The 18,388-nt window shown below is 56.6% G+C and carries 17 protein-coding genes; 11 read left to right on the top strand and 6 right to left on the bottom strand.

What is annotated here, in order from left to right:
- Positions 1-226 precede the first annotated feature (226 nt).
- A complete protein-coding gene (locus DYU11_RS12530; RefSeq protein ID WP_119668005.1) occupies positions 227-2,122 on the top strand; it encodes a M1 family metallopeptidase in 1,896 nt (631 codons plus the stop codon).
- A 61-nt stretch (positions 2,123-2,183) separates the two neighbouring features.
- Here DYU11_RS12530 and DYU11_RS12525 read toward each other — a convergent pair whose 3' ends face one another.
- Positions 2,184-2,495: a hypothetical protein gene (locus DYU11_RS12525; RefSeq protein WP_119668004.1), complete on the bottom strand. Its 312-nt coding sequence runs from the start codon at positions 2,493-2,495 to the stop codon at positions 2,184-2,186.
- Positions 2,496-2,705: 210 nt separating this feature from the next.
- Positions 2,706-4,106, bottom strand: a complete 1,401-nt coding sequence (locus DYU11_RS12520) for a chloride channel protein (protein ID WP_119668003.1) — start codon at positions 4,104-4,106, stop codon at positions 2,706-2,708.
- Positions 4,107-4,379: 273 nt separating this feature from the next.
- Between DYU11_RS12520 and DYU11_RS12510 the strand changes: the two genes are divergently transcribed.
- From DYU11_RS12510 to DYU11_RS12490, 5 genes are all read left to right on the top strand, one after another.
- Positions 4,380-4,790, top strand: a complete 411-nt coding sequence (locus DYU11_RS12510; RefSeq protein ID WP_119668001.1) for a DUF805 domain-containing protein — start codon at positions 4,380-4,382, stop codon at positions 4,788-4,790.
- Between the two features lie 80 nt (positions 4,791-4,870).
- On the top strand, positions 4,871-5,233 hold the full coding sequence (locus DYU11_RS12505; protein ID WP_119668322.1) for a hypothetical protein: 363 nt from the start codon (positions 4,871-4,873) through the stop codon (positions 5,231-5,233).
- 2 nt (positions 5,234-5,235) lie between these two features.
- Entirely contained in the window at positions 5,236-5,838 is a 603-nt protein-coding gene (locus DYU11_RS12500; protein ID WP_119668000.1) for a DUF3828 domain-containing protein, read from the top strand.
- Positions 5,839-6,120: 282 nt separating this feature from the next.
- A complete protein-coding gene (locus DYU11_RS12495) occupies positions 6,121-6,663 on the top strand; it encodes a hypothetical protein (RefSeq protein ID WP_229365799.1) in 543 nt (180 codons plus the stop codon).
- Positions 6,664-6,777: 114 nt separating this feature from the next.
- Positions 6,778-8,115, top strand: a complete 1,338-nt coding sequence (locus DYU11_RS12490; protein ID WP_119667999.1) for a vanadium-dependent haloperoxidase — start codon at positions 6,778-6,780, stop codon at positions 8,113-8,115.
- 52 nt (positions 8,116-8,167) lie between these two features.
- Here the strand turns inward: DYU11_RS12490 and DYU11_RS12485 are convergent, their stop codons facing one another.
- Positions 8,168-9,964 (bottom strand): M61 family metallopeptidase, encoded by a 1,797-nt coding sequence (locus DYU11_RS12485; protein WP_119668320.1) that lies wholly within the window; start codon positions 9,962-9,964, stop codon positions 8,168-8,170.
- A 256-nt stretch (positions 9,965-10,220) separates the two neighbouring features.
- Here DYU11_RS12485 and DYU11_RS12480 point away from each other — a divergent pair, with 256 nt between their 5' ends.
- The gene (locus DYU11_RS12480; protein ID WP_119667998.1) at positions 10,221-12,773 is read left to right on the top strand and encodes a glycoside hydrolase family 95 protein; all 2,553 of its coding nucleotides are present in this window, start codon (positions 10,221-10,223) and stop codon (positions 12,771-12,773) included.
- Between the two features lie 6 nt (positions 12,774-12,779).
- Here DYU11_RS12480 and DYU11_RS12475 read toward each other — a convergent pair whose 3' ends face one another.
- Positions 12,780-13,226, bottom strand: coding sequence for a DUF3592 domain-containing protein (locus DYU11_RS12475; RefSeq protein ID WP_119667997.1), 447 nt, complete (start codon positions 13,224-13,226; stop codon positions 12,780-12,782).
- Positions 13,227-13,571: 345 nt separating this feature from the next.
- Positions 13,572-14,888: a hypothetical protein gene (locus tag DYU11_RS12470; protein ID WP_119667996.1), complete on the bottom strand. Its 1,317-nt coding sequence runs from the start codon at positions 14,886-14,888 to the stop codon at positions 13,572-13,574.
- 257 nt (positions 14,889-15,145) lie between these two features.
- On the opposite strand from DYU11_RS12470, the gene DYU11_RS12465 reads away from it, so the two are divergent.
- Both DYU11_RS12465 and DYU11_RS12460 read left to right on the top strand, forming a co-directional pair.
- Positions 15,146-15,433 (top strand): hypothetical protein, encoded by a 288-nt coding sequence (locus tag DYU11_RS12465; protein WP_119667995.1) that lies wholly within the window; start codon positions 15,146-15,148, stop codon positions 15,431-15,433.
- Positions 15,434-15,555: 122 nt separating this feature from the next.
- A complete protein-coding gene (locus DYU11_RS12460; protein WP_119667994.1) occupies positions 15,556-16,125 on the top strand; it encodes a hypothetical protein in 570 nt (189 codons plus the stop codon).
- A gap of 69 nt (positions 16,126-16,194) precedes the next feature.
- Here the strand turns inward: DYU11_RS12460 and DYU11_RS12455 are convergent, their stop codons facing one another.
- Complete coding sequence (locus DYU11_RS12455; RefSeq protein WP_119667993.1) at positions 16,195-16,629, bottom strand: VOC family protein; 435 nt, start codon at positions 16,627-16,629, stop codon at positions 16,195-16,197.
- Positions 16,630-16,887: 258 nt separating this feature from the next.
- Between DYU11_RS12455 and DYU11_RS33220 the strand changes: the two genes are divergently transcribed.
- On the top strand, positions 16,888-17,067 hold the full coding sequence (locus DYU11_RS33220; RefSeq protein ID WP_119667992.1) for a hypothetical protein: 180 nt from the start codon (positions 16,888-16,890) through the stop codon (positions 17,065-17,067).
- Between the two features lie 3 nt (positions 17,068-17,070).
- Positions 17,071-18,360, top strand: a complete 1,290-nt coding sequence (locus DYU11_RS12445) for an MFS transporter (protein WP_119667991.1) — start codon at positions 17,071-17,073, stop codon at positions 18,358-18,360.
- The last annotated feature ends 28 nt before the right edge of the window (positions 18,361-18,388 follow it).

Genomic DNA, 18,388 nt, shown 5'->3' with positions numbered 1-18,388 from the left:
AAAGGTTTTAAATGCCTGATCGACTTGCAATGGGAGAAATCCCGTTTTTAGCGAATGCAACCGGCCGGCTGTAAACCCGCGAGACGCTGTCGTTGAGTGGTGTACCAGTGTCCGCTACTGTAGCCATACAGCCGATTAACCATTTACCATTGTCTGGCAGCGGCTAATTGATTATTTATGTACATTCCGTCAACTCATTCGTTACAATCACCAAACCAAATTACTTGTGTTAACGTACCAGCATCACCCGTGGCGAAGTCTGATCGTTCTGGGTTTAATAACCCTCTGGATCGGGGCCGTACAGGCGCAGAGTCTCTACATGCCGCGCAACGTCAAAAAAGCGTATCAGAAAGGTACCCGTTCGATGGACGGGAAGCCGGGCAGCCGATACTGGCAGAACACCGCCCGGTATACCATCAACATCACGGCCATGCCGCCGAATCGGACCGTTCGGGGCACTGAAGAAATCACCTACGTTAATAACAGTCCCGATACGCTCCGCTTTCTCGTGTTCAAGCTATTTTTAAACAGCCACCGGCCGGGGGCGGTCCGGCAGTCGGCAGCCTCGCCGGAGTACCTGACGTCGGGGGTTCACATCGACAAATACACCGAGAACAACACCGAGAAAAAAGTGCGGGAAACCACGGCGACCAACCAGCAGGTAACACTCAGCAAGCCGTTGATGCCCCGCGATTCGGTAAAGCTGACCTTTGACTGGCATTTCGACGTATCGGTGGAAAGTGGGCGCGAAGGAGCACTCGACTCCACGACTTTTTTCCTGGCGTATTTCTACCCGCGCGTAGCGGTTTACGACGATTATTACGGCTGGGACCGCACGACGTTCACCGAAGCGCAGGAATTTTACAATGATTTCAACAACTACGTCGTCAATGTCAGCGTACCGAAGAATTACGTCGTATGGGGAACCGGCGATCTGAAGAACCCCGGCGAGGTGTTGCAGCCGACGTTTGCCCAGCGTCTGAACGAGGCCATGCGGACGGATTCGGTGGTACACGTCGCTACGCTGCCGGACATCAACGCCCGGAACGTAACGCAGCAGAACGACATGAATACCTGGCGTTTCGCAGCCGATAACGTGCCCGATGTGGCTCTGTGCATCAGCGATCACTACGTCTGGGATGCGTCGAGCGTGGTGGTCGACAAGAAAATCGGTCGGCGGGCGAGCGTTCAGGCCGCGTTTCTGGACAACGCCCGAGATTTTCACCAGATGGTAAAATTTGGGCAGCACTCGCTGGACTGGTTTTCAAACAACTGGCCGGGTGTCCCGTATCCGTATGCCAAAACGACCATTGTGCAGGGATTCGCCGACATGGAATACCCAATGATGGTCAACGACGCCAGCACGCAGGACCTCAATTTTTCGCGCTTTGTGGCGGAGCACGAGATTGCGCACACCTGGTTTCCGTTCTACATGGGCATCAACGAAACCCGCTACGGTTTCATGGACGAAGGCTGGGTAACGGCCCTCGAATACCTGATCAGTCAGGCCGATCTGGGCTATGAGCAGGCGACCCGAAACTTCCAGCAGTTCCGGGTGGCGTACTGGAGCGCCGACCCGTCGGCGGAGCAGGATTTGCCGATCATTACGCCCGCCAACGTACTGAGTGGCGCGGCTCTGGGGAACAACGAGTACGGGAAAGCGGCCATCGGCTACCTCGCTCTGAAAGATTTGCTGGGCGATGAGGGGTTCCGGAAAGGGCTGCACGCGTTCATCAGCCGCTGGAACGGCAAGCACCCGACCCCCTGGGATATGTTCTACACCTTCAACGACGCGACCGGGAAGAACCTCAACTGGTTCTGGCAGAACTGGTTTTTCAGCAACAACTACATCGATCATGCCATCAGGCAGGTAACGACCTCGGCCGGTCAAACGACGGTTACGCTGCAAAACATTGGTGGCTACGTAGCGCCGGTCGATATGGTGGTGCAGTACACCGACGGAACGAAGGAAACGTTTCACCAGTCGCCGGCGATCTGGCAGGCAAACCAAAGCCAGGCCGTAGTGAAACTGCCGACGAAGAAAACCATGCAGTCCCTGGCGCTGGAAGGGGGCGTATTCATGGACGCTGATCGCAGCAACAATACCTGGAAGGCCAAATAAACCGGACAGAATTTCACTGGAACAGGCCCCTCAATCCATACGGACGAGGGGCCTGTTTGCTTTAACTGGCCGTGTCGGCGATAACCAGCGTGTCGACAAAACCCTCGTAGCGATCATCGATGTTGCCCGAGCCATCCCGCAGCAGGAACGAAACGCGATAGCTGACCGAGTTGCCACTGATAGTCGGCTCGCTGATGTCGACCAGTTGCCGCAGGATGTGGTGGTCGCCGTCGGTGTAGCGAATGTCGAAACCGTTCAGGGCAATCTGGGCCGTGCGAACGGTGCTGGGGAAAGAAACCGTGCGGGGTTCGTTTTGAACGATGCCCTTGGTCGAGTCGAACGTGACCCGATCCCGGATAAAACGTAGTGCCATACAACAGAGATTGGTTAAGTGAAAGACTAGGAATAGGTAGTTGGCCGGTACGTGGTCAACGGGGCAAGTTTATGGCTTTCCGGGGAGATTTTTTAGCCGGGAACTACGTGATTTTATACGTATAAATAGCTGATTATTAAATCAGTAGTATCGCTTAGTAGAGCGTTGTTCTACGTAGTCGGCCGCCCCGTCGTACTACGCAGAAAGGAATCAGGGGGTGGGGATTTGCCGGAATGATCGGGGATGCTGGTTGGGCTGCTTGAGGGCTTCGCGCAAAAACCCGATTTTCAGATGTTCGTACAACGAAACCGGATCGATCAGCGACGCGGCCCCCTGCGCCATCAGGCCCCCGATGAGCAGTTGAAAGATGGCCGAATGCCGGTCGGTCATCTCCAGGACCAGAATGGCCGCTGTGAACGGCGAGCGCACCACACCCGTCAGGAAACCCACCATACCTACCAGAATCAGCATATTGGTGTCGGTCTGGGTAACGTGTACCTGTTGCGCAATGACATCCCCCAGTAAGGCACCCGCGCTGAGCGACGTAGCAAAAACGCCCCCGGCCCCTCCGCTGCTGTAGCTGAGCGCCATGCCGATGAACCGCACCGGAAACAGGTACCAGGGCGTCAGGTAATCGTTCTGGAACAGCAGCCGGTTGATGATGGGTTTACCGGTTCCGGTAGCGTCGGACCCGAGTCCATACGCCAGACCCGCCAGTACCAGGCCGCAGCCGGCCACCCACGCCACCTGCGCCGATAGTGTGTTGAACCGCTGCCGGAATTTGTTTAGCCAGAGCAGCGTACGGGCAAAGAACGCCCCCGCCAGGCCGCAGATCATCGCTACCAGAATAAGGAGGCCAAACAACCAGGGCGTCGAGGTACTCACTTTCGGAAAGCCAAGGTACAGATATGGCCCCAGGATGGTCTGGGCCGTCATGCCGGCGATGATCACGGCCGTAAAAACGGCCGTCCGGAAGCGGGTAATGTGCGTCTGGGTGAGTTCCTCCACTACAAACACGATTCCACCCAGGGGCGTATTGAAGGCAGCCGCCAGCCCGGCCGCTCCGCCCGTTACGAGGGCGATCTGGCGCGAAAGCTGTGGCCAGCCTGCGGGCTGCAGCCGGTTGATGCTGCGGAAGATAGCCGCCGAAATCTGAATCGTGGGCCCTTCGCGGCCGATAACGCCACCGCCCAGCAGGAGTATCACACTGCTGATCACCTTCACAATGGCAACGCGCAGGCTCAGCAGGTAGGAGGTGTGGCCGTGAAACTTCGGGTTGGACAGTTCGATGCCCGCCATGACCTGCGGAATGCCACTGCCCCGGGCTGCCGGCGCAAACTTGTTAACCAGAAACCACGAAGCGACAAACGCAACGGGGATTATCCCAAAGGCGAGCAGGGGCTGCGCGGCTAACCACCGGCTGCTGATCTCTTCGGCCCAGACAAACAGCTTTTCATAGCCAACCGCTACCAGACCGGTCACCACGGAGGCAACCCAGAAGGGTAAACTCTGTAGAATAATCCGGCGAACCTGCTCATTATACAACCGGCGGATGATGGTTTGGTCGAGCCAGGCCAGCACCCGCGCATACCGGGAAGGTATATTGGCCATTCGAAAAAAGGAGAAAGCGTTATTTGGGTATAACGCCTTCGCGGGCATTTGGATTACGCTCCCGCCAATTTTAGGTGGATTTTATGAGTTGTTGGCGAGAAATACCACTGAGCAAACGGTTCGTGTTGGATCTGTCGCTTTTCGTTTGGACCAGCCTACGGTTCAGGTTTTTATTCTTGGAAAGGGCGTCGGCAGAGAGGCAATTTTGAACCACACAACAACGGGACCGCCGAAAACCGAACAGAGTAGGCACTACACAACAACCAAATACAAATGAACACGTTTGCAAATTCCAAAACCGAAAGCACTACTGCTTTCTCACCCGTAACCAACTATCTGTCAGTCCTGAAAAATTTCCGGGACTTCAATGGCCGGGCCCGCCGGAAGGAATACTGGTATTTCGTGCTGGCTAACACCATCGTTTCCTTCCTCGTTGGCTTCATCGACGGATTGCTGTTCAATGGCGCCCTGTTTCTGAATGTCTTCTACACCCTGGCCATCATCGTTCCGTACGTGGCCCTGTGCGTTCGGCGGATGCATGATGTCGACAAGAGTGGCTGGTATGCCCTCATTCCCATCTACAACTTTATCCTCGCCATAACGGAAGGAACCCGCGGACGTAACCAGTATGGCAACGACCCCAAAGCTACCGAACTATCCAGCATGACGCAGCCGGTAGCCTGATCCACGCTTTCTAACCAGAACCAGTGAGCGCCGGTAGCAGTTCGGCAGGCCGGGTGCCGGTGCTCACAACCTTTATGAACATGGCAAATCAAAAGACAACACTTGACGAATGGTCGGTGAAAGACCTTGAAGATGGTTCATCCATCAACGTTACGGTGCTGGGCTGCACCGAACTGGGCAACCAGTCATTACCGGGCATTCAGGTGATCTACATGGGCAACATCATCAACTATGAGCCGCTAATCGCCGAACGCTGGGCGTATCAGGCGGCTAAGGCTGGGGTTGAGGAGTATCTGCTCGAAGATAAATCCTGGATGGTGCACGACGATCAGTTTGTAAAAACGTATCTGGTGGCCGGCGAACCGCTGAAGGCGAAAGTAGAAGTGAAAACCCGCAGTTCAAAGGTGATCACCAAAGAATACGAACTGCCGTTTGCGGTATAACGATGGGACCTTATCGCCTTCTGAAATACGCGCTGGCTGGTGTTGGTATCGCTCTCGTGCTGATGATGGCTGTACCGGGTTACAGTAATCCGGGGCCCATTAAACCTAGGCCACCTGTAGCCGGAGCCTCATCCGCAAACGACTCGATTCAGGTGTCCCGGCGGGTCATTTCGTTCCTGCACTGGTATAAAATGAACCTCGGCACACTCAGTAAAATCTACCTGGTTAATCAGCAGGAGGGAAAGCCGTACTCCGTTAACTTCAGGAATACGGAACGGTATCTGGATTACCTCAAACGTAGTCAACTGTTCACCGACCAGTACCTGGATGAATGGCGGACGTACTTTGCGCAACGGGAAGCGGGCTTCCGGTTAAGCCCGCAAACCGAAGGGCCACCGACTGGCTTTGATTATGATCTGGTGATGCTGAATCAGGATGTCGATGAGCAGATGGATTCGCTGAACCGGATGACGGTCAGGAAGGTGAGGGTTCAGAAAAACCGTGCCACCGTTCGGTTTACGCTCTTTACAACCTACGACGTTCGGCTGGTTCGGCAAAACAACGTCTGGAAAATCGACGACATCCTCAATCTGGATGCTGAGTGACAGGGCCGAAACTCCGCTGGTCGGATCGAGTTAATTTAATGAACCAATACCCCGACCTGATCAGGCCGGGGTATTGGCGTTGACCGAGGACTGGTCGAAATGCAGTCGTCGGTCACACTGATCTGTTGGCAATACGTCTGGGTGCGGTCTGGAGCCAGTTACGAAACAGGAAAGTTGATCAGACCCCTTCGGTGGTTCATCCGCGTTGCGGGGAAAATCCGGGAAAATCGTTGAATTACTGCTTGAATTAATGCAGTTTTGTACGGAAAACTGACAATATCCGTGCGTGTACTTCTAGCCATCGGTCTGTTGCTACTGCTGCTCTATCATACGATAGGGGTGTCAGTGGCTGTCTGGTGTTTTGAGGAGTCGTATGAGGTAACGTCACCCGTATCGGCCGGGGATGAGTGGAAACTGGTGAAAATCCCCATCTCGCTGCCCTACACGATGTCGTGGGAAAACCCGGATGGGCAGACGGGGCTGGTTCAGGAAGGCGATGAGTTCTACAACATTGCGCACCAGCGGTACGAAAACGATACGTTGTATACCGTCCTGAAAACCAACCGCAACGCCCGCGACCGCTTCGTCGAGCTGGCCGATCAGGTCAATGAGCTCGTAAATCAGGAGTCCGCCCCGGCCAAACACCCGCTGTCGGGTCTTCTCAAACTGCTCAGCGAACGGATCACCACCTATATCCTCACCGAGCCGTTCCGCCTGGAGCCGCCCGTAGCGGAGCGTACGCAGTCCTCGGCGGTGCTGGCCGAGTGGCAGGCACTTCACCCGTCTGACAGCCTGTCGGTGCTGTCTCCTCCACCCAAAGCGTAGAAAGTCAGTTGAAACTGACCCGCTCGCTGTCGCCACTGGCAGCGGCTTCGTCTGTTGTTCCCCGACGAACAACAGCAGCTACGTGTATTTTCTAACCGACAAGACAAGTTTCCGATGAAACGTATATATGGTATTACCTTTCTGCTGATTGGGCTGGGGGCGTGTCAGCCCAGTGCCAGCCCGGATGAGTACAATGCAAAAGCGGCTGAACCAGCGCTTATCCACGACTGCGCCAACCAGCTGACCAACGTAATCATTCACGACATTTTTAAGCCCCCCGTGGCGAGCCGGATCTACGGCTACACGTACCTGGCCGCTTACGAAGCGTTACGACCGGCCTATCCCGACCAGCAGCCGCTGATGGGTCGGCTCAACGGGTCGAAACCGGCTCCGGCTCCCAATCCCACCAGTGTCTACTGCTTTCCACTGGCGAGTCTGAAGGCGTTTCTGACCGTTGGGCGGGCGCTGACGTTTTCGGAGGATATGTGGGATGAATTCGATACGAAGCTGACGCCCCGGCTCCAGACGTTTGGGGTGCCCGACGACGTGTATGAACGCTCGATGGCCTATGGCGAGCAGGTGGCGAGGCACATTCTGACCTACGCCAGTACCGATCATTACAAAGAGACCCGCGGCTTTCGGTATACCGTGACCAACAAGCCCGGTACATGGGTGCCTACGCCCCCGACCTACGCCGAAGCCTGTGAGCCCCAATGGAATACCGTCCGAACGTTCACCATCGACTCGGCGCAGCAGTTTCGCTGCCCGCCCCCGACCCGCTATGATCTGGCCAAAAGCAGTCCGTTCTGGAAGCTGACGGACGAGGTGTACCAGATCGGTAAAAACCTGAGTGAAGAGCAGCGCAGGATTGCGTATTTCTGGGACGACAACGCCTTCGTGACCAACGTGCGCGGTCACGTCATGTTCGCCAGCAAGAAGATGACCCCCGCCGGCCATTGGATTGCCATTGCCACGACGCTTGCCAAGCAGAAAAAGCTGACGATGATGCAGTCGACGGAGTTGTATGCGCTTACGTCCATCGCGCTGTTTGATGCGTTCGTTGCCTGCTGGGACGAGAAATACCGCAGCGTCCGGATTCGCCCCGAAACGGTGATCAACGCCAACCTTGATCCGCATTGGCGACCTTTCCTGGAAACGCCCCCGTTTCCGGAATACGTCAGCGGTCACAGCGCCATCTCAGCCGCAGCCGGTACGGTTATCATAAACCGGATTGGCAACATGGCCTTCGTGGATTCTACCGAGCATCCATTCGGGCATGGTGTGCAATCGTTTGCTTCGGTCGATGAGGCTTATCGGCAGGTGTCACTGAGCCGGGTGTACGGCGGCATTCACTACCGCGACGGCGTCGATGAAGGGACCCGCCAGGGCGAACACGTGGGCCAGTGGGTGGTGAGAAAACTGCTGCCGTCGGCCACCATCGCGGCTAAGTGACAGAGCGGGTTTTCACCCCCAACCCACTTCAGGGGGTTGGGGGTGAAAGTACTTATAGATTCCGCATCCAGGTTTCGCGCAGGCTGACCTGTTCCGGGGTAGCCTGCGGATCGATCTGGAAGACGTACTGCTTCACGATTTCTTTCTCCTGCATGGCGGCCTTCACCGTTTGCTCCTGACCATTTCGCCGGACGGTGATCTCGTACGTATCGCCGGGTTTCAGTTGCTTCAGGGTGTTCTGAATGCTGCCGATGGCGTCCATCTTCACCGCTTGGCCGTTGAACGCAAGCCACTCGTCGTTTTCCTGCAAACCGGCTTTCACCAGCGGTTCGGCCAGATTGGTCAGGATGAATTTGTTGTCGACGAACGCGGGCTTCATGCCGAGCGTAGCCGTTTTCTGCCCTGTCGGGATGGCCGGGATATACGTAATACCGAGTTTGCCGTAATATTCCTTAAAGGGCAATGGTTCGGTTGCTTTCACGTAGCGGTTGAAGAAATCGGCAATCTCGGGATAGGTCTTCTGCGTGAAAATGGTGAAGAACTCCTTCTCGGGAAAGGCTTTGCTGGGGCCATAGGTCGTGGCGAGTTCATTGACGACCTCGCGCAATCCGCGCTTTCCCCCCGACAGTTCCAGCAGCCGGATGTCGAGCAGGCCCGCCACCAGCGCCCCCCGGTTGTAGATGTTGAAATACTGTTTCTGGCCTTCGTCGGTAAAGCAGGTCAGGCCCAGTTTGCTCAGGCTGTAGGTCGTATCCAGGCTTTTGTCGATGGCGATTTTCTGGCTCAGTTCATCAAAATAGGTCGGTACGTCCATGATCTGGCCCCGCAGTTGCATGGCATCACTGGCCCATTCCGTTACGCCTTCGTAGAGCCACAGGTGCTCGGAGGGGGTCGGCGTTACGAAGTTAAACTGCTCGATGACCTCGCTGTGGATGTTCAGCGGGGTTACCACGTGGAAGAATTCGTGGGCAGCAATGGACGTCATGGCATCGGCCAGTTGTTTGGAAAACTCGGCTTCCTTAACGACGTACTCCGAGCTGTAGGAGTGCTCCCACGCGCCCCAGTCCTGGTCTTCGAAATGATACAGGAACGTGTAGCGTTTCACCGGCAGCTGCTTCAAGAACTGGCCGGCCGCGTTGAGCATCGACTGCATGTTGGTCAGCAGCTGCTCCGACTTGATCTTGTCGGTTTTCGAGTAGGTGTACACATCGATCTGAGCCCCCGCTACGGTTGTGGTGGCTTTCGTCAGGCGGCCGAGGAGAATAGGGGAGTCGACGATGCGGTCGTAGTTGGCGGCCGTGAAGTACCCTTTCGCGTTTTTGTCCAGCGCCGTTCCGACAGCCCACTCAGCCGGATAGTTCAGTTTTACTTCGATGGGAGCCGTCTGCAAACCCGACGGAAAGCCAAATACGCCCTGTCCGTTGATCAGCACGTGGTCGTTTTCGATGGACGTACCGCACATGTTGTACGGTTTATGCTCGTTCACCGGGGTGTCCCAGGTTTCGGCGATGCTGTACTGCACCGTCCGCACGGCTTCCGGCTGGGCAAATTTCCACTGGTTGGTCGAGACCTGTTCGGTTTTTACCTCCTTGCCTTTCGCGTCAAACGCTTTGAAGGATCGGACGTAGCGGCCAATATCCATGATCTGGTACGTACCGGGCGCGGTGGCGGCAAACTGATAGATCGCGTTGTCGGCCGTCAGTCCGCTGACGCGCAGGGTAACTTTAAACTGGTCGTCGGTGCGGTCGTTGAGGTTGACTTCATACTGCAGCGGCCCGGTTGGTGCGCCCTGCGAAAGGTGCGGTAGAAGCGCCGTAGCCCCTAGTAATAGCAGGCGTAAGATTCGCATAATTATGATGCTGATTGGATGAAAGCTACCAAGATAGCTGAATCGGGTGAAGGTTTCGCAGGGGTTGGTGTTTGCGGAATTATTTCGGGATGAACGGCGGGGCACCGGCGTCGCGGCCGGCGGGTGGGCGTCGGTGACGGTGCTCAATGGGGTGCCCCATTGAGCACCAATTTTAGATAGAAGTTTTCCAAAGCCGGTTCTGGGTAAGTAAAGTGGGTTTTCTTTGTGCCTTTCTGTCAAAAACCTGGCTCTCTCAATGACGCGACTTTGGCTTGCGACGCTTTTTTTGGTTCAGTCCATCGCTGCTTTTTCGCAGCAACCGCTGACAATCTGGTACCGGCAGCCCGCCCGCAACTGGAACGAGGCCCTGCCGGTCGGAAACGGACGGCTCGGGGCCATGGTCTTCGGCCGGGTCAGCGATGAACTAATTCAACTCAACGAAGCCACGCTCTGGTCGGGCGGCCCCGTAAACCCGAATCCCAATCCCGGTGCCGCGAAGTACCTGCCGCTCGTGCGCGAAGCCTTGTTTCGCGAGGATTACAAGGAAGCCGATAAACTGGTCAGGAACATGCAGGGGCTTTATACGGAAGCCTATCAGCCGCTGGGCGATCTGATCATCCGGCAAACCCTCGCGGGCGAACCCACGAATTATTACCGGGATCTGAACATCAGCGACGCCAGGTCCACCACCCGGTTCAACTCCGGTGGCGTTGGTTATACCCGTGAGATTTTCGTATCGGCCCCGGACCAGGTGATCGTGGTGCGGCTGCGGGCCGACCAGAAAGGCAAACTGAACGTAACGCTTGCCACGAAAAGCCCGCACCCGGTCAGCAAGGTCGTGGTAAGCCGCGATGAACTGGCCATGCGGGGCAAATCACCGGCCCATGCCGACCCGAATTACGTCAATTACAACAAGGTTCCCGTGCGTTATACCGACTCAACCGGTTGTCGCGGTACGCGCTTCGACCTGCGGCTGAAAGTGAAATCAACCGATGGGCAGGTGGCCACCGACACGGCGGGCATCCGCATCACCAATGCCACCGAAGCGGTTGTGTACCTGACGGCCGCGACCAGTTTCAACGGCTTCGACAAGTGCCCCGACAACGACGGCCGGAATGAAATACAACTGGCGCAAACGTATCTGAACAAAGTCCTGGCAAAGCGTCCGGATGCCATCTGGCAGGCCCACATGGCCGATTACCAGCGTTACCTCAACCGCGTGTCGTTCACGCTGAACGGCGGCCCGACGCCCGGCAGTCCGGAATCGCTGCCGATGGACGAGCGGCTGATGCGCTACGCGGGCGGAGCGCCTGACCCTGCGCTCGAAACCCTGTATTTTCAGTTCGGTCGCTACCTGCTCATCTCCAGCTCCCGACCCGCCACCGCAGGTGTACCGGGCATTGCCGCCAACCTGCAGGGCATCTGGAATCCGATGGTCCGGCCGCCCTGGAGCAGCAACTACACGACCAACATTAACGCGCAAATGAACTACTGGCCGGCTGAGATGACCAACCTGTCGGAGTTTCACCGGCCGCTGATCGACCAGATCAAACACGCGGCCGTTACGGGCAAGGCAACGGCCAGTACCTTCTACGGCGCGGGCGGCTGGACGGTTCACCATAATTCCGACATCTGGGCTGCTTCAAACCCCGTGGGCGATCTTGGCAAGGGTGGGCCGATGTGGGCCAACTGGCCGATGGGAGGGGCCTGGCTGGCGCAGCACCTCTGGGAACATTACGCCTTCACCGGCGACCGGACGTACCTGCAGCAGACGGCCTATCCGCTGATGAAAGAAGCCGCCCGGTTCTGCGTCGACTGGCTGGTGGAAGACAAACAGGGACACCTGGTTACGGCCCCGGCTACCTCGCCCGAAAACGTATTCGTGACCGCAAAAGGGGAAAAGGAGTCTGTTTCGGTCGCTACGACGATGGACATGGGACTGATCTGGGATCTGTTTTCCAACGTCATCGAGGCCTCCGAACACCTGGGCATCGACGCTGACTTCCGGACGATGCTGGCCGAAAAGAAAAGCAGGCTGTTTCCGCTGCAGATTGGCCGGAAAGGCAACCTCCAGGAATGGTACAAAGATTGGGAAGATGAAGACCCGCAGCACCGCCATGTGTCGCACCTGTTCGTGCTGCATCCGGGCCGGGAGATTTCTCCCCTCACTACGCCCAAATACACCGAAGCCGCCCGTAAAACGCTGGAAATCCGGGGCGACGGCGGCACCGGCTGGAGCAAATCCTGGAAGATTAACTTCTGGGCCAGGCTGCACGACGGCAACCACGCCTACAAACTCCTGCGCGAACTGCTGAAGCTGACGGGCGTTGAGGGAACAAATTACGCCGACGGGGGCGGTACGTATCCCAACCTGTTCTGTGCGCACCCGCCGTTTCAGATCGACGGGAACTTCGGTGGTACGTCGGGCATTGGGGAGATGCTCCTGCAAAGCCACGACGGCGTGGTTCACGTACTGCCTGCCCGGCCGGATCAGTGGAAAGACGGCTCCGTAAAAGGCCTGAGGGCGCGGGGTGGTTTTGAGCTCGACTACACCTGGAAAGACGGCCGGCTGACCCAACTGACGGTGCGGTCGCAGCGGGGCGGTAACTGCCGGTTGCGGGTCTACTCGCCCCTCAAACCGACCGGTGGGGCTAAGCTGACCACTGCGAAAGGCGTCAATCCCAATCCGTTCTATCAGCTGCCGGCCAATCAGTACCGGACAGCAACCCCCGAAACGGCCAGCAACGGTGCGGTGGTGTATGATCTGGCAACCCAGCCCGGCAAAGCGTACGTACTGACGGCCCTGTGAGGCAGACTAACTGACTTGTACTCGTCGCCTGACCAACGCGCTGATGATGTTCCAATACCCAATCAGGGAGAAGATCGTCCCCATAATGCCAAAGATCAATGGCAAAAGCAACCCGTCAATGCCTTCGAGTACCGGTTCCTGCGGGTTGTCGGGCAGGTACCATAACGTAATGGTCTGGCCGATGTCAAAACTTGGGGGCGAGGTGTACGTCTGGCTGTAATACGTGACTGGTGTACCATCGGCTGTCCGGAACTGTACCACCGGAGCCATTGATGAGGTTGTGCGGCCTTGCCGGTCGATGTTGTAGCGGTTGTCAATCACTACCCCTTTGGTTTCGATACCAGTCCTGATGATGCGCTGACTCGATTGCCAGCTTACGTACGCGACGATGAGAAAAATGGTGCCGATCAGGGCAAACAGCCCAAAGAAGGCGAGACCGATGTTCTGCTTCATGATGGAATAGGCGGGACTAGGTGTGTGTTACGTAGTGCTTTGATAAATAGAAGCTTAGCTGCAAACTATTGTGGTGAAAGATAGGGAGCAGATACGTACGGCCGTACGTTTAGTTCGTGAAAGGTTAGACGCGTGAGCAAAACGCAGCTGGCGAAGGGTGTCAATCCCAATCCGGTCCATCGGCTACCGGCCAGTCAGTACCGGCCGGCAACCTCCGAAACGGCCAGCAACGCAGTCAGCAGTATGGGCTGATGACCCTGTGCGTAAGGATGAATCAGACCGCCCCGCCAGTCTGTCCGAGAGTCAACCGGGCAGACTGGCGGGGCGGTCTGAGCAAAACGACAATCAAGGAATATAGACTGGAGCGGCTTTGAACTTGACCCGTACACCGATGCCCGTTGTTCCCTGGTAAAACGTACCGGCCAGCGTGCCCCGGGTCGGTTTACCACTTCCGCCGTGCTCGCTGATTGTCAGCGTTACGTTGCCGGACACCCATTCGCTGGTGTACGGCCGATAGTACCCTTGTATGTAGCCGCTGCCGTAATCGATGATGGCCGTCGCTTCGTTAACAGTGCCCTTCGGTTCGGGAAAGCTGTACGTGCCTTTGCCGGTAAAATTCGGAATAATGAAGCTAACCATCGGAACGCCCATGCCCGACATAACAACCGCGCGAAGCTCCTTGCCGGTTACGGTCAGGGAAATGGCAGGATTCGAATCCGTGTGGCCCCCGACCTGTAACAGCGAATTTGATTCTACCTGGATCGATTGTACCAGGATAAGACGGCCGAACTGCTTTAGATCAATCTCCGCAGCTATGGCCACCGGGTTTGTTTCCGGCTCACGCGTCGGGGCATCGTAGGCAGCTTTAGCCAGCGAACGATCCTCCGTAATCTGACCGGCAACGGCGTAGTTATCGCTATGGCCGACGCCTGCCGTCACGCCGTTGATCGTCCAGCGGACAACCCGGCTGGCCGAAAGGGTTTTTAACGGTGTTAGAAGAATCAGGTTGCTGATGTCGTTCGGCCCTTTGGCCTCACTATACCCTTCCTGATAATGAACGACCAGATTGGCCTGTTCGGTTGGCGCAATTACTTTTCGGTCGGCATGAATTTGAAATTGTTCATAGAATGACCAATGGGCCAGGTGACTGACTGGGGCGGTTACGGACTTCTTTGCTTTGTCGACAATCAGGTCGTTGCGTCCGTGCCATACGCCGTTTTTGTCCTGGTAGGCAAGACCAACGGCTTCGGGAGCCGAGCCGTCGAGTTCTTCGGGGGTATACTGCCAGGTAAGCAACGCGTTTTTCTTCAGCGTCAGATCGTTGGGCGTGATCTGGTACGCTGAGCCGGTGCCGCCAAATGCTTTATTCTCCACGGGCTGGATGGTAATGACCGTTTCCGTATCGACGGCACCGGACGGAATGGTCAGTGTCAGGCGGCTGTCGGGGAGTACAATGACCCCGCCCGCCGGTCCAATGGTTTTCGTTACGGACGTACCAGCCGGCTTTCCAACCTCGGTAGATACGCCGGTTGCCGAATTGGTGATATCGGGTGTGGTTGGGTTGGGTTCGACGGGGGCCGTTTCGCAGGCGGTCATGGACCAGGCGCTGCCGGTTAGCAGCAGTACGGTGGTCAGGGTGCGGATCGATTGATTGATAGTCATGGTGTTGTTTACTGAGGGATGGTCGAGAATAGATTAATGAATGAGACAAAGTTGATCTGGTCAGGCCCACAGATTCAATGAGTATCCGCACTAATCAGCGGAATAGCGTCATGGACTGACGACTCGCCGGAGCGAACTGAGGGGGTAATTTCCCGGCGACGGTTTCAGGAAACACCCTGGGGTATTTTCAGGAAGAATCCAAAACATACCCTTTGACGACTAGTTATCAATTTATTATTTAATCTATAGACTCAATTATGAAAAACAAAGTAATGGCCGTGGTTCTGGCTATGGCCGTCGCATCCACCTGCGCGCTGGCGCAGTCGGGCGGTTCGTCGAAAACCGCTAATTCAAAAAACAGCCAGTCAAAAACGGGATCGAGCAGCGGTCTGCAGCAATCCAACAAGGGCGGGGCTACGTCGGGTGGTCCGTCGCAGGGAGCCGGCAATATCGGCAGCCAGCGGGGCAGCACCACGAGTGGGTCCTCAACGAGCGCCAACACCAGCCGAAGCAAAAGCACCGGCAGCAAAAAGGGCAATCAATAATTGAAAGCAAGCGCGGCTTGGTCGCGACAGCAGGATTTTGTACTATGCAGCGGCTCGTGGAATGCTCTCCGGCAAACGACGGGCCGCTGCGTTTTCGTCAGGTTTTACCCAATTCTGTTTGTATGGCTGTTCTTCTGTTCACCATCAGTTTGTTACACGTTACGTGGTGCCCAATCGCCGGGCTGGCACTGCGGCTCACTGGTCCGGACTCAGTGTTGATTAGCCATGTACCCGAGCGGCCGGCCACCTCGCTGACCCAGACACCGGCTGCGGCTACCAAAGGCTGGACCTACGAAAAAACGGCCGACAAATTCAAGGGACGATGGCAGAAAGCCTCGCTGGTATCGGCCAATACGATCCAGTTTGATTACCCCTACGGCAGAACCCCCGCAACGCTGACCATCCGGGAGCGCGACGGCAACACGACCGTGTATATTGAAGTCGATAAAGGGCAGTTTAACCGGAGTTTCCAGAACGGGAACGCCAAGGTTCGATTCGACGGCAAAGCGCCCGTTACGTATCCGCTGACGGCCGCTGCCAACGGCCGCGCCAACATTGTTTTTTTCGACGCCGACCAGAAGCTGATTAATCAGATCAAAGCCGCCCGAACGATGTCTGTCGCGATCAGTTTTTACGGACAACCGGTCCGCCAGCTCGACTTCCGTACCGCCGGTCTGCGCTGGCCGCTGTAAAAGCCGACCGCCGTAGCGAAAACGATCGCTACGGCGGTTGACTGAACAAGGGTGGTAGAAAACGGAGCCTCAGGCGGCAGTACTGTCCGCAACGGCCTGCGGTTGCTCATTGGCCGAAGGTTCCATGTACATGAAACTCCAGGCGTGCCCATCCAGGTCTTCGAAGTCGCGGCCGTACATAAAACCCATATCCTGTGGTTCTTTCGGCTCGACGGCACCGGCTGCCAGCGCTTTTGCCAGCATCTCATCAACGTGCGCCCGGCTGTCGGCGGAAAGACAGATCGACACTTCCACGGTTTTCGACGTGTCTACGATCTCTTTGTTGGTAAAGGTTTTAAAGAACGGCTCTACCAGCAGCATGACGTAGATCGTGTCACTGATGACCATGCAGGTCGCGTTCTCGTCGGTGAATTCGGCATTGAAGGTGTAGCCGAGCTTGGTGAAGAACTCCACCGAGCGGTTCAGGTCTTTAACGGGCAGGTTAACAAAGATCATCGTTGCCATGTCGTATTGTTGTTTGAGGTTTACATGACAAAGGTAATACCCCCTCAACTGGCGCAGGGTGGCCGTTTCCGACAATAAAAGGGTAGTTTGCGACAAGTAAAGTTGGGTCGGCTGAACCTTCAAATAGGTATTGGAAATTGGCCCAAAAACCAGGCAAGCTGGAAGCCTTCCAGCCAGTTGGGGCGGGTCCTCCGAATCGTCGGACGCTGTGCCCCCGCCGTTTTGGAAACCGGGCTGGTCAGGTTGAAAGCCCGGCCCATGAGCTACCAAATTGGTAGATTTCCCGGAGCTGACGTAAACCAAACATTGACCGAAACCTGTATTTTGCTGAACAAAGCAGGCTACCGGGTGGTCTTCAAGAAAAGAACACAGTACGTTATGGACATACTGGCAGGAATTGCCCGGATTGTCCGCCTGCCCGACCATCCGCTACGTTAGTTCATGCTCGTACTCAGTCAAAGCCAGCCGCTCCGGTACGTTACGTTCTTTTACCTGTACATCATGCAGGGCATACCGTCCGGGTTTGCTCTAACGGCCGTGACGAACTACCTGACCGCTGAGGGACTCGACGCCCGGGCGATTGGTGTATTCGGGGCGATCATTGGGTTGCCGTGGGGGTTTAAATTCGTCTGGGGGCCGCTCGTAGACCGCTACCAGAACGCAGCCATGGGTCAACGCCGACCGTGGGTGCTGGCGGCTCAGACGATGGCGTTCCTGGCTTCACTGAGCATCCTGTTCATCGCTGATCCGGTGGCCAATCTTGACGCACTTTGCTGGGTGTTTGTTCTACACGGCGTTTTTGCCTCGCTGCAGGACGTCAGCGTAGATGCCCTGGCCATTACGCTCGTTCCCGACGTCGAACGGGGACGGGTGAATGCGTTTATGAAGGGTGGTATGGCAACCGGACAGGCCATTGGAGCCGCCGGACTGGCTTATCTGATCCGGGATGCCGGATTCCACACGGCTGCGCTGGTGCAGTCGGCGGTGCTGCTGTCGTTTACCGTCGTTACGTTCCTGATTCGCGAACGGCCGGATGATGCGCTCTGGTCGCTTCGTCGACGGTCCGATCGGACGGTCATGGCGATGCTGCCGCAATCGTTTGGCCAGCTGCTTCGTAAACTGGGCAGCGCCCTGACTGCCCCGACCAGTTTAGCGTTGTTTGCGGCCGTAGCGATGGTGTTTATCAGCGAGCGGCTGTTTCAACGCGTCTTTTTTTTCGATCTGATCCGCAATCAGGGCTGGAGCGATACGTCGGTATCGGTGCTGAGCGGCACGTATGGTACGCTGGTCGCGGTAGGGCTGGCGTTAGTAGGTGGCTGGCTGTCAGATCGCTTCGGCGCCCACCGCATGCTGATCGGGGTTGCGCTGACCATGGGATTGCTGCACGTCGGCTTTTCGCTGGCGGCTTCGACCTGGGGTAACCCCGCCGTGGCGACGATCGCGCTGGTGGTGCGACAAACGCTGGAACCTGTTTTCAGCATAGCCGCTTTACCGGTACTGATGGGGCTGTGCCGACGCGGTATCGAAGGGGCGCAGTTTGCCGTTTACATGGCACTGAGCAACCAGGCCGACATCCTGGGCATTTACGGAGCCGGGCAGTTGCTGGCGTTTTTGCCGGCTCCCGCCATTGGTGTACTTTGTGGTCTGCTGATGCTGGTGGCAACGGTCATCGCGGGCATAACGCTCCGGCGCATGCTGGTCAGCCACAACGTAGCCGCGGCTGACGGATGAACCCCCGAACCACTAACTGAATGAACTA

This window comes from Fibrisoma montanum (assembly GCF_003583365.1).
In the GTDB taxonomy this organism is placed as follows: Bacteria; Bacteroidota; Bacteroidia; order Cytophagales; family Spirosomataceae; genus Fibrisoma; species Fibrisoma montanum.
The sequence above is the reverse complement of the archived record's forward strand: the minus strand, read 5'-3'. Positions and strand labels throughout refer to the sequence as shown.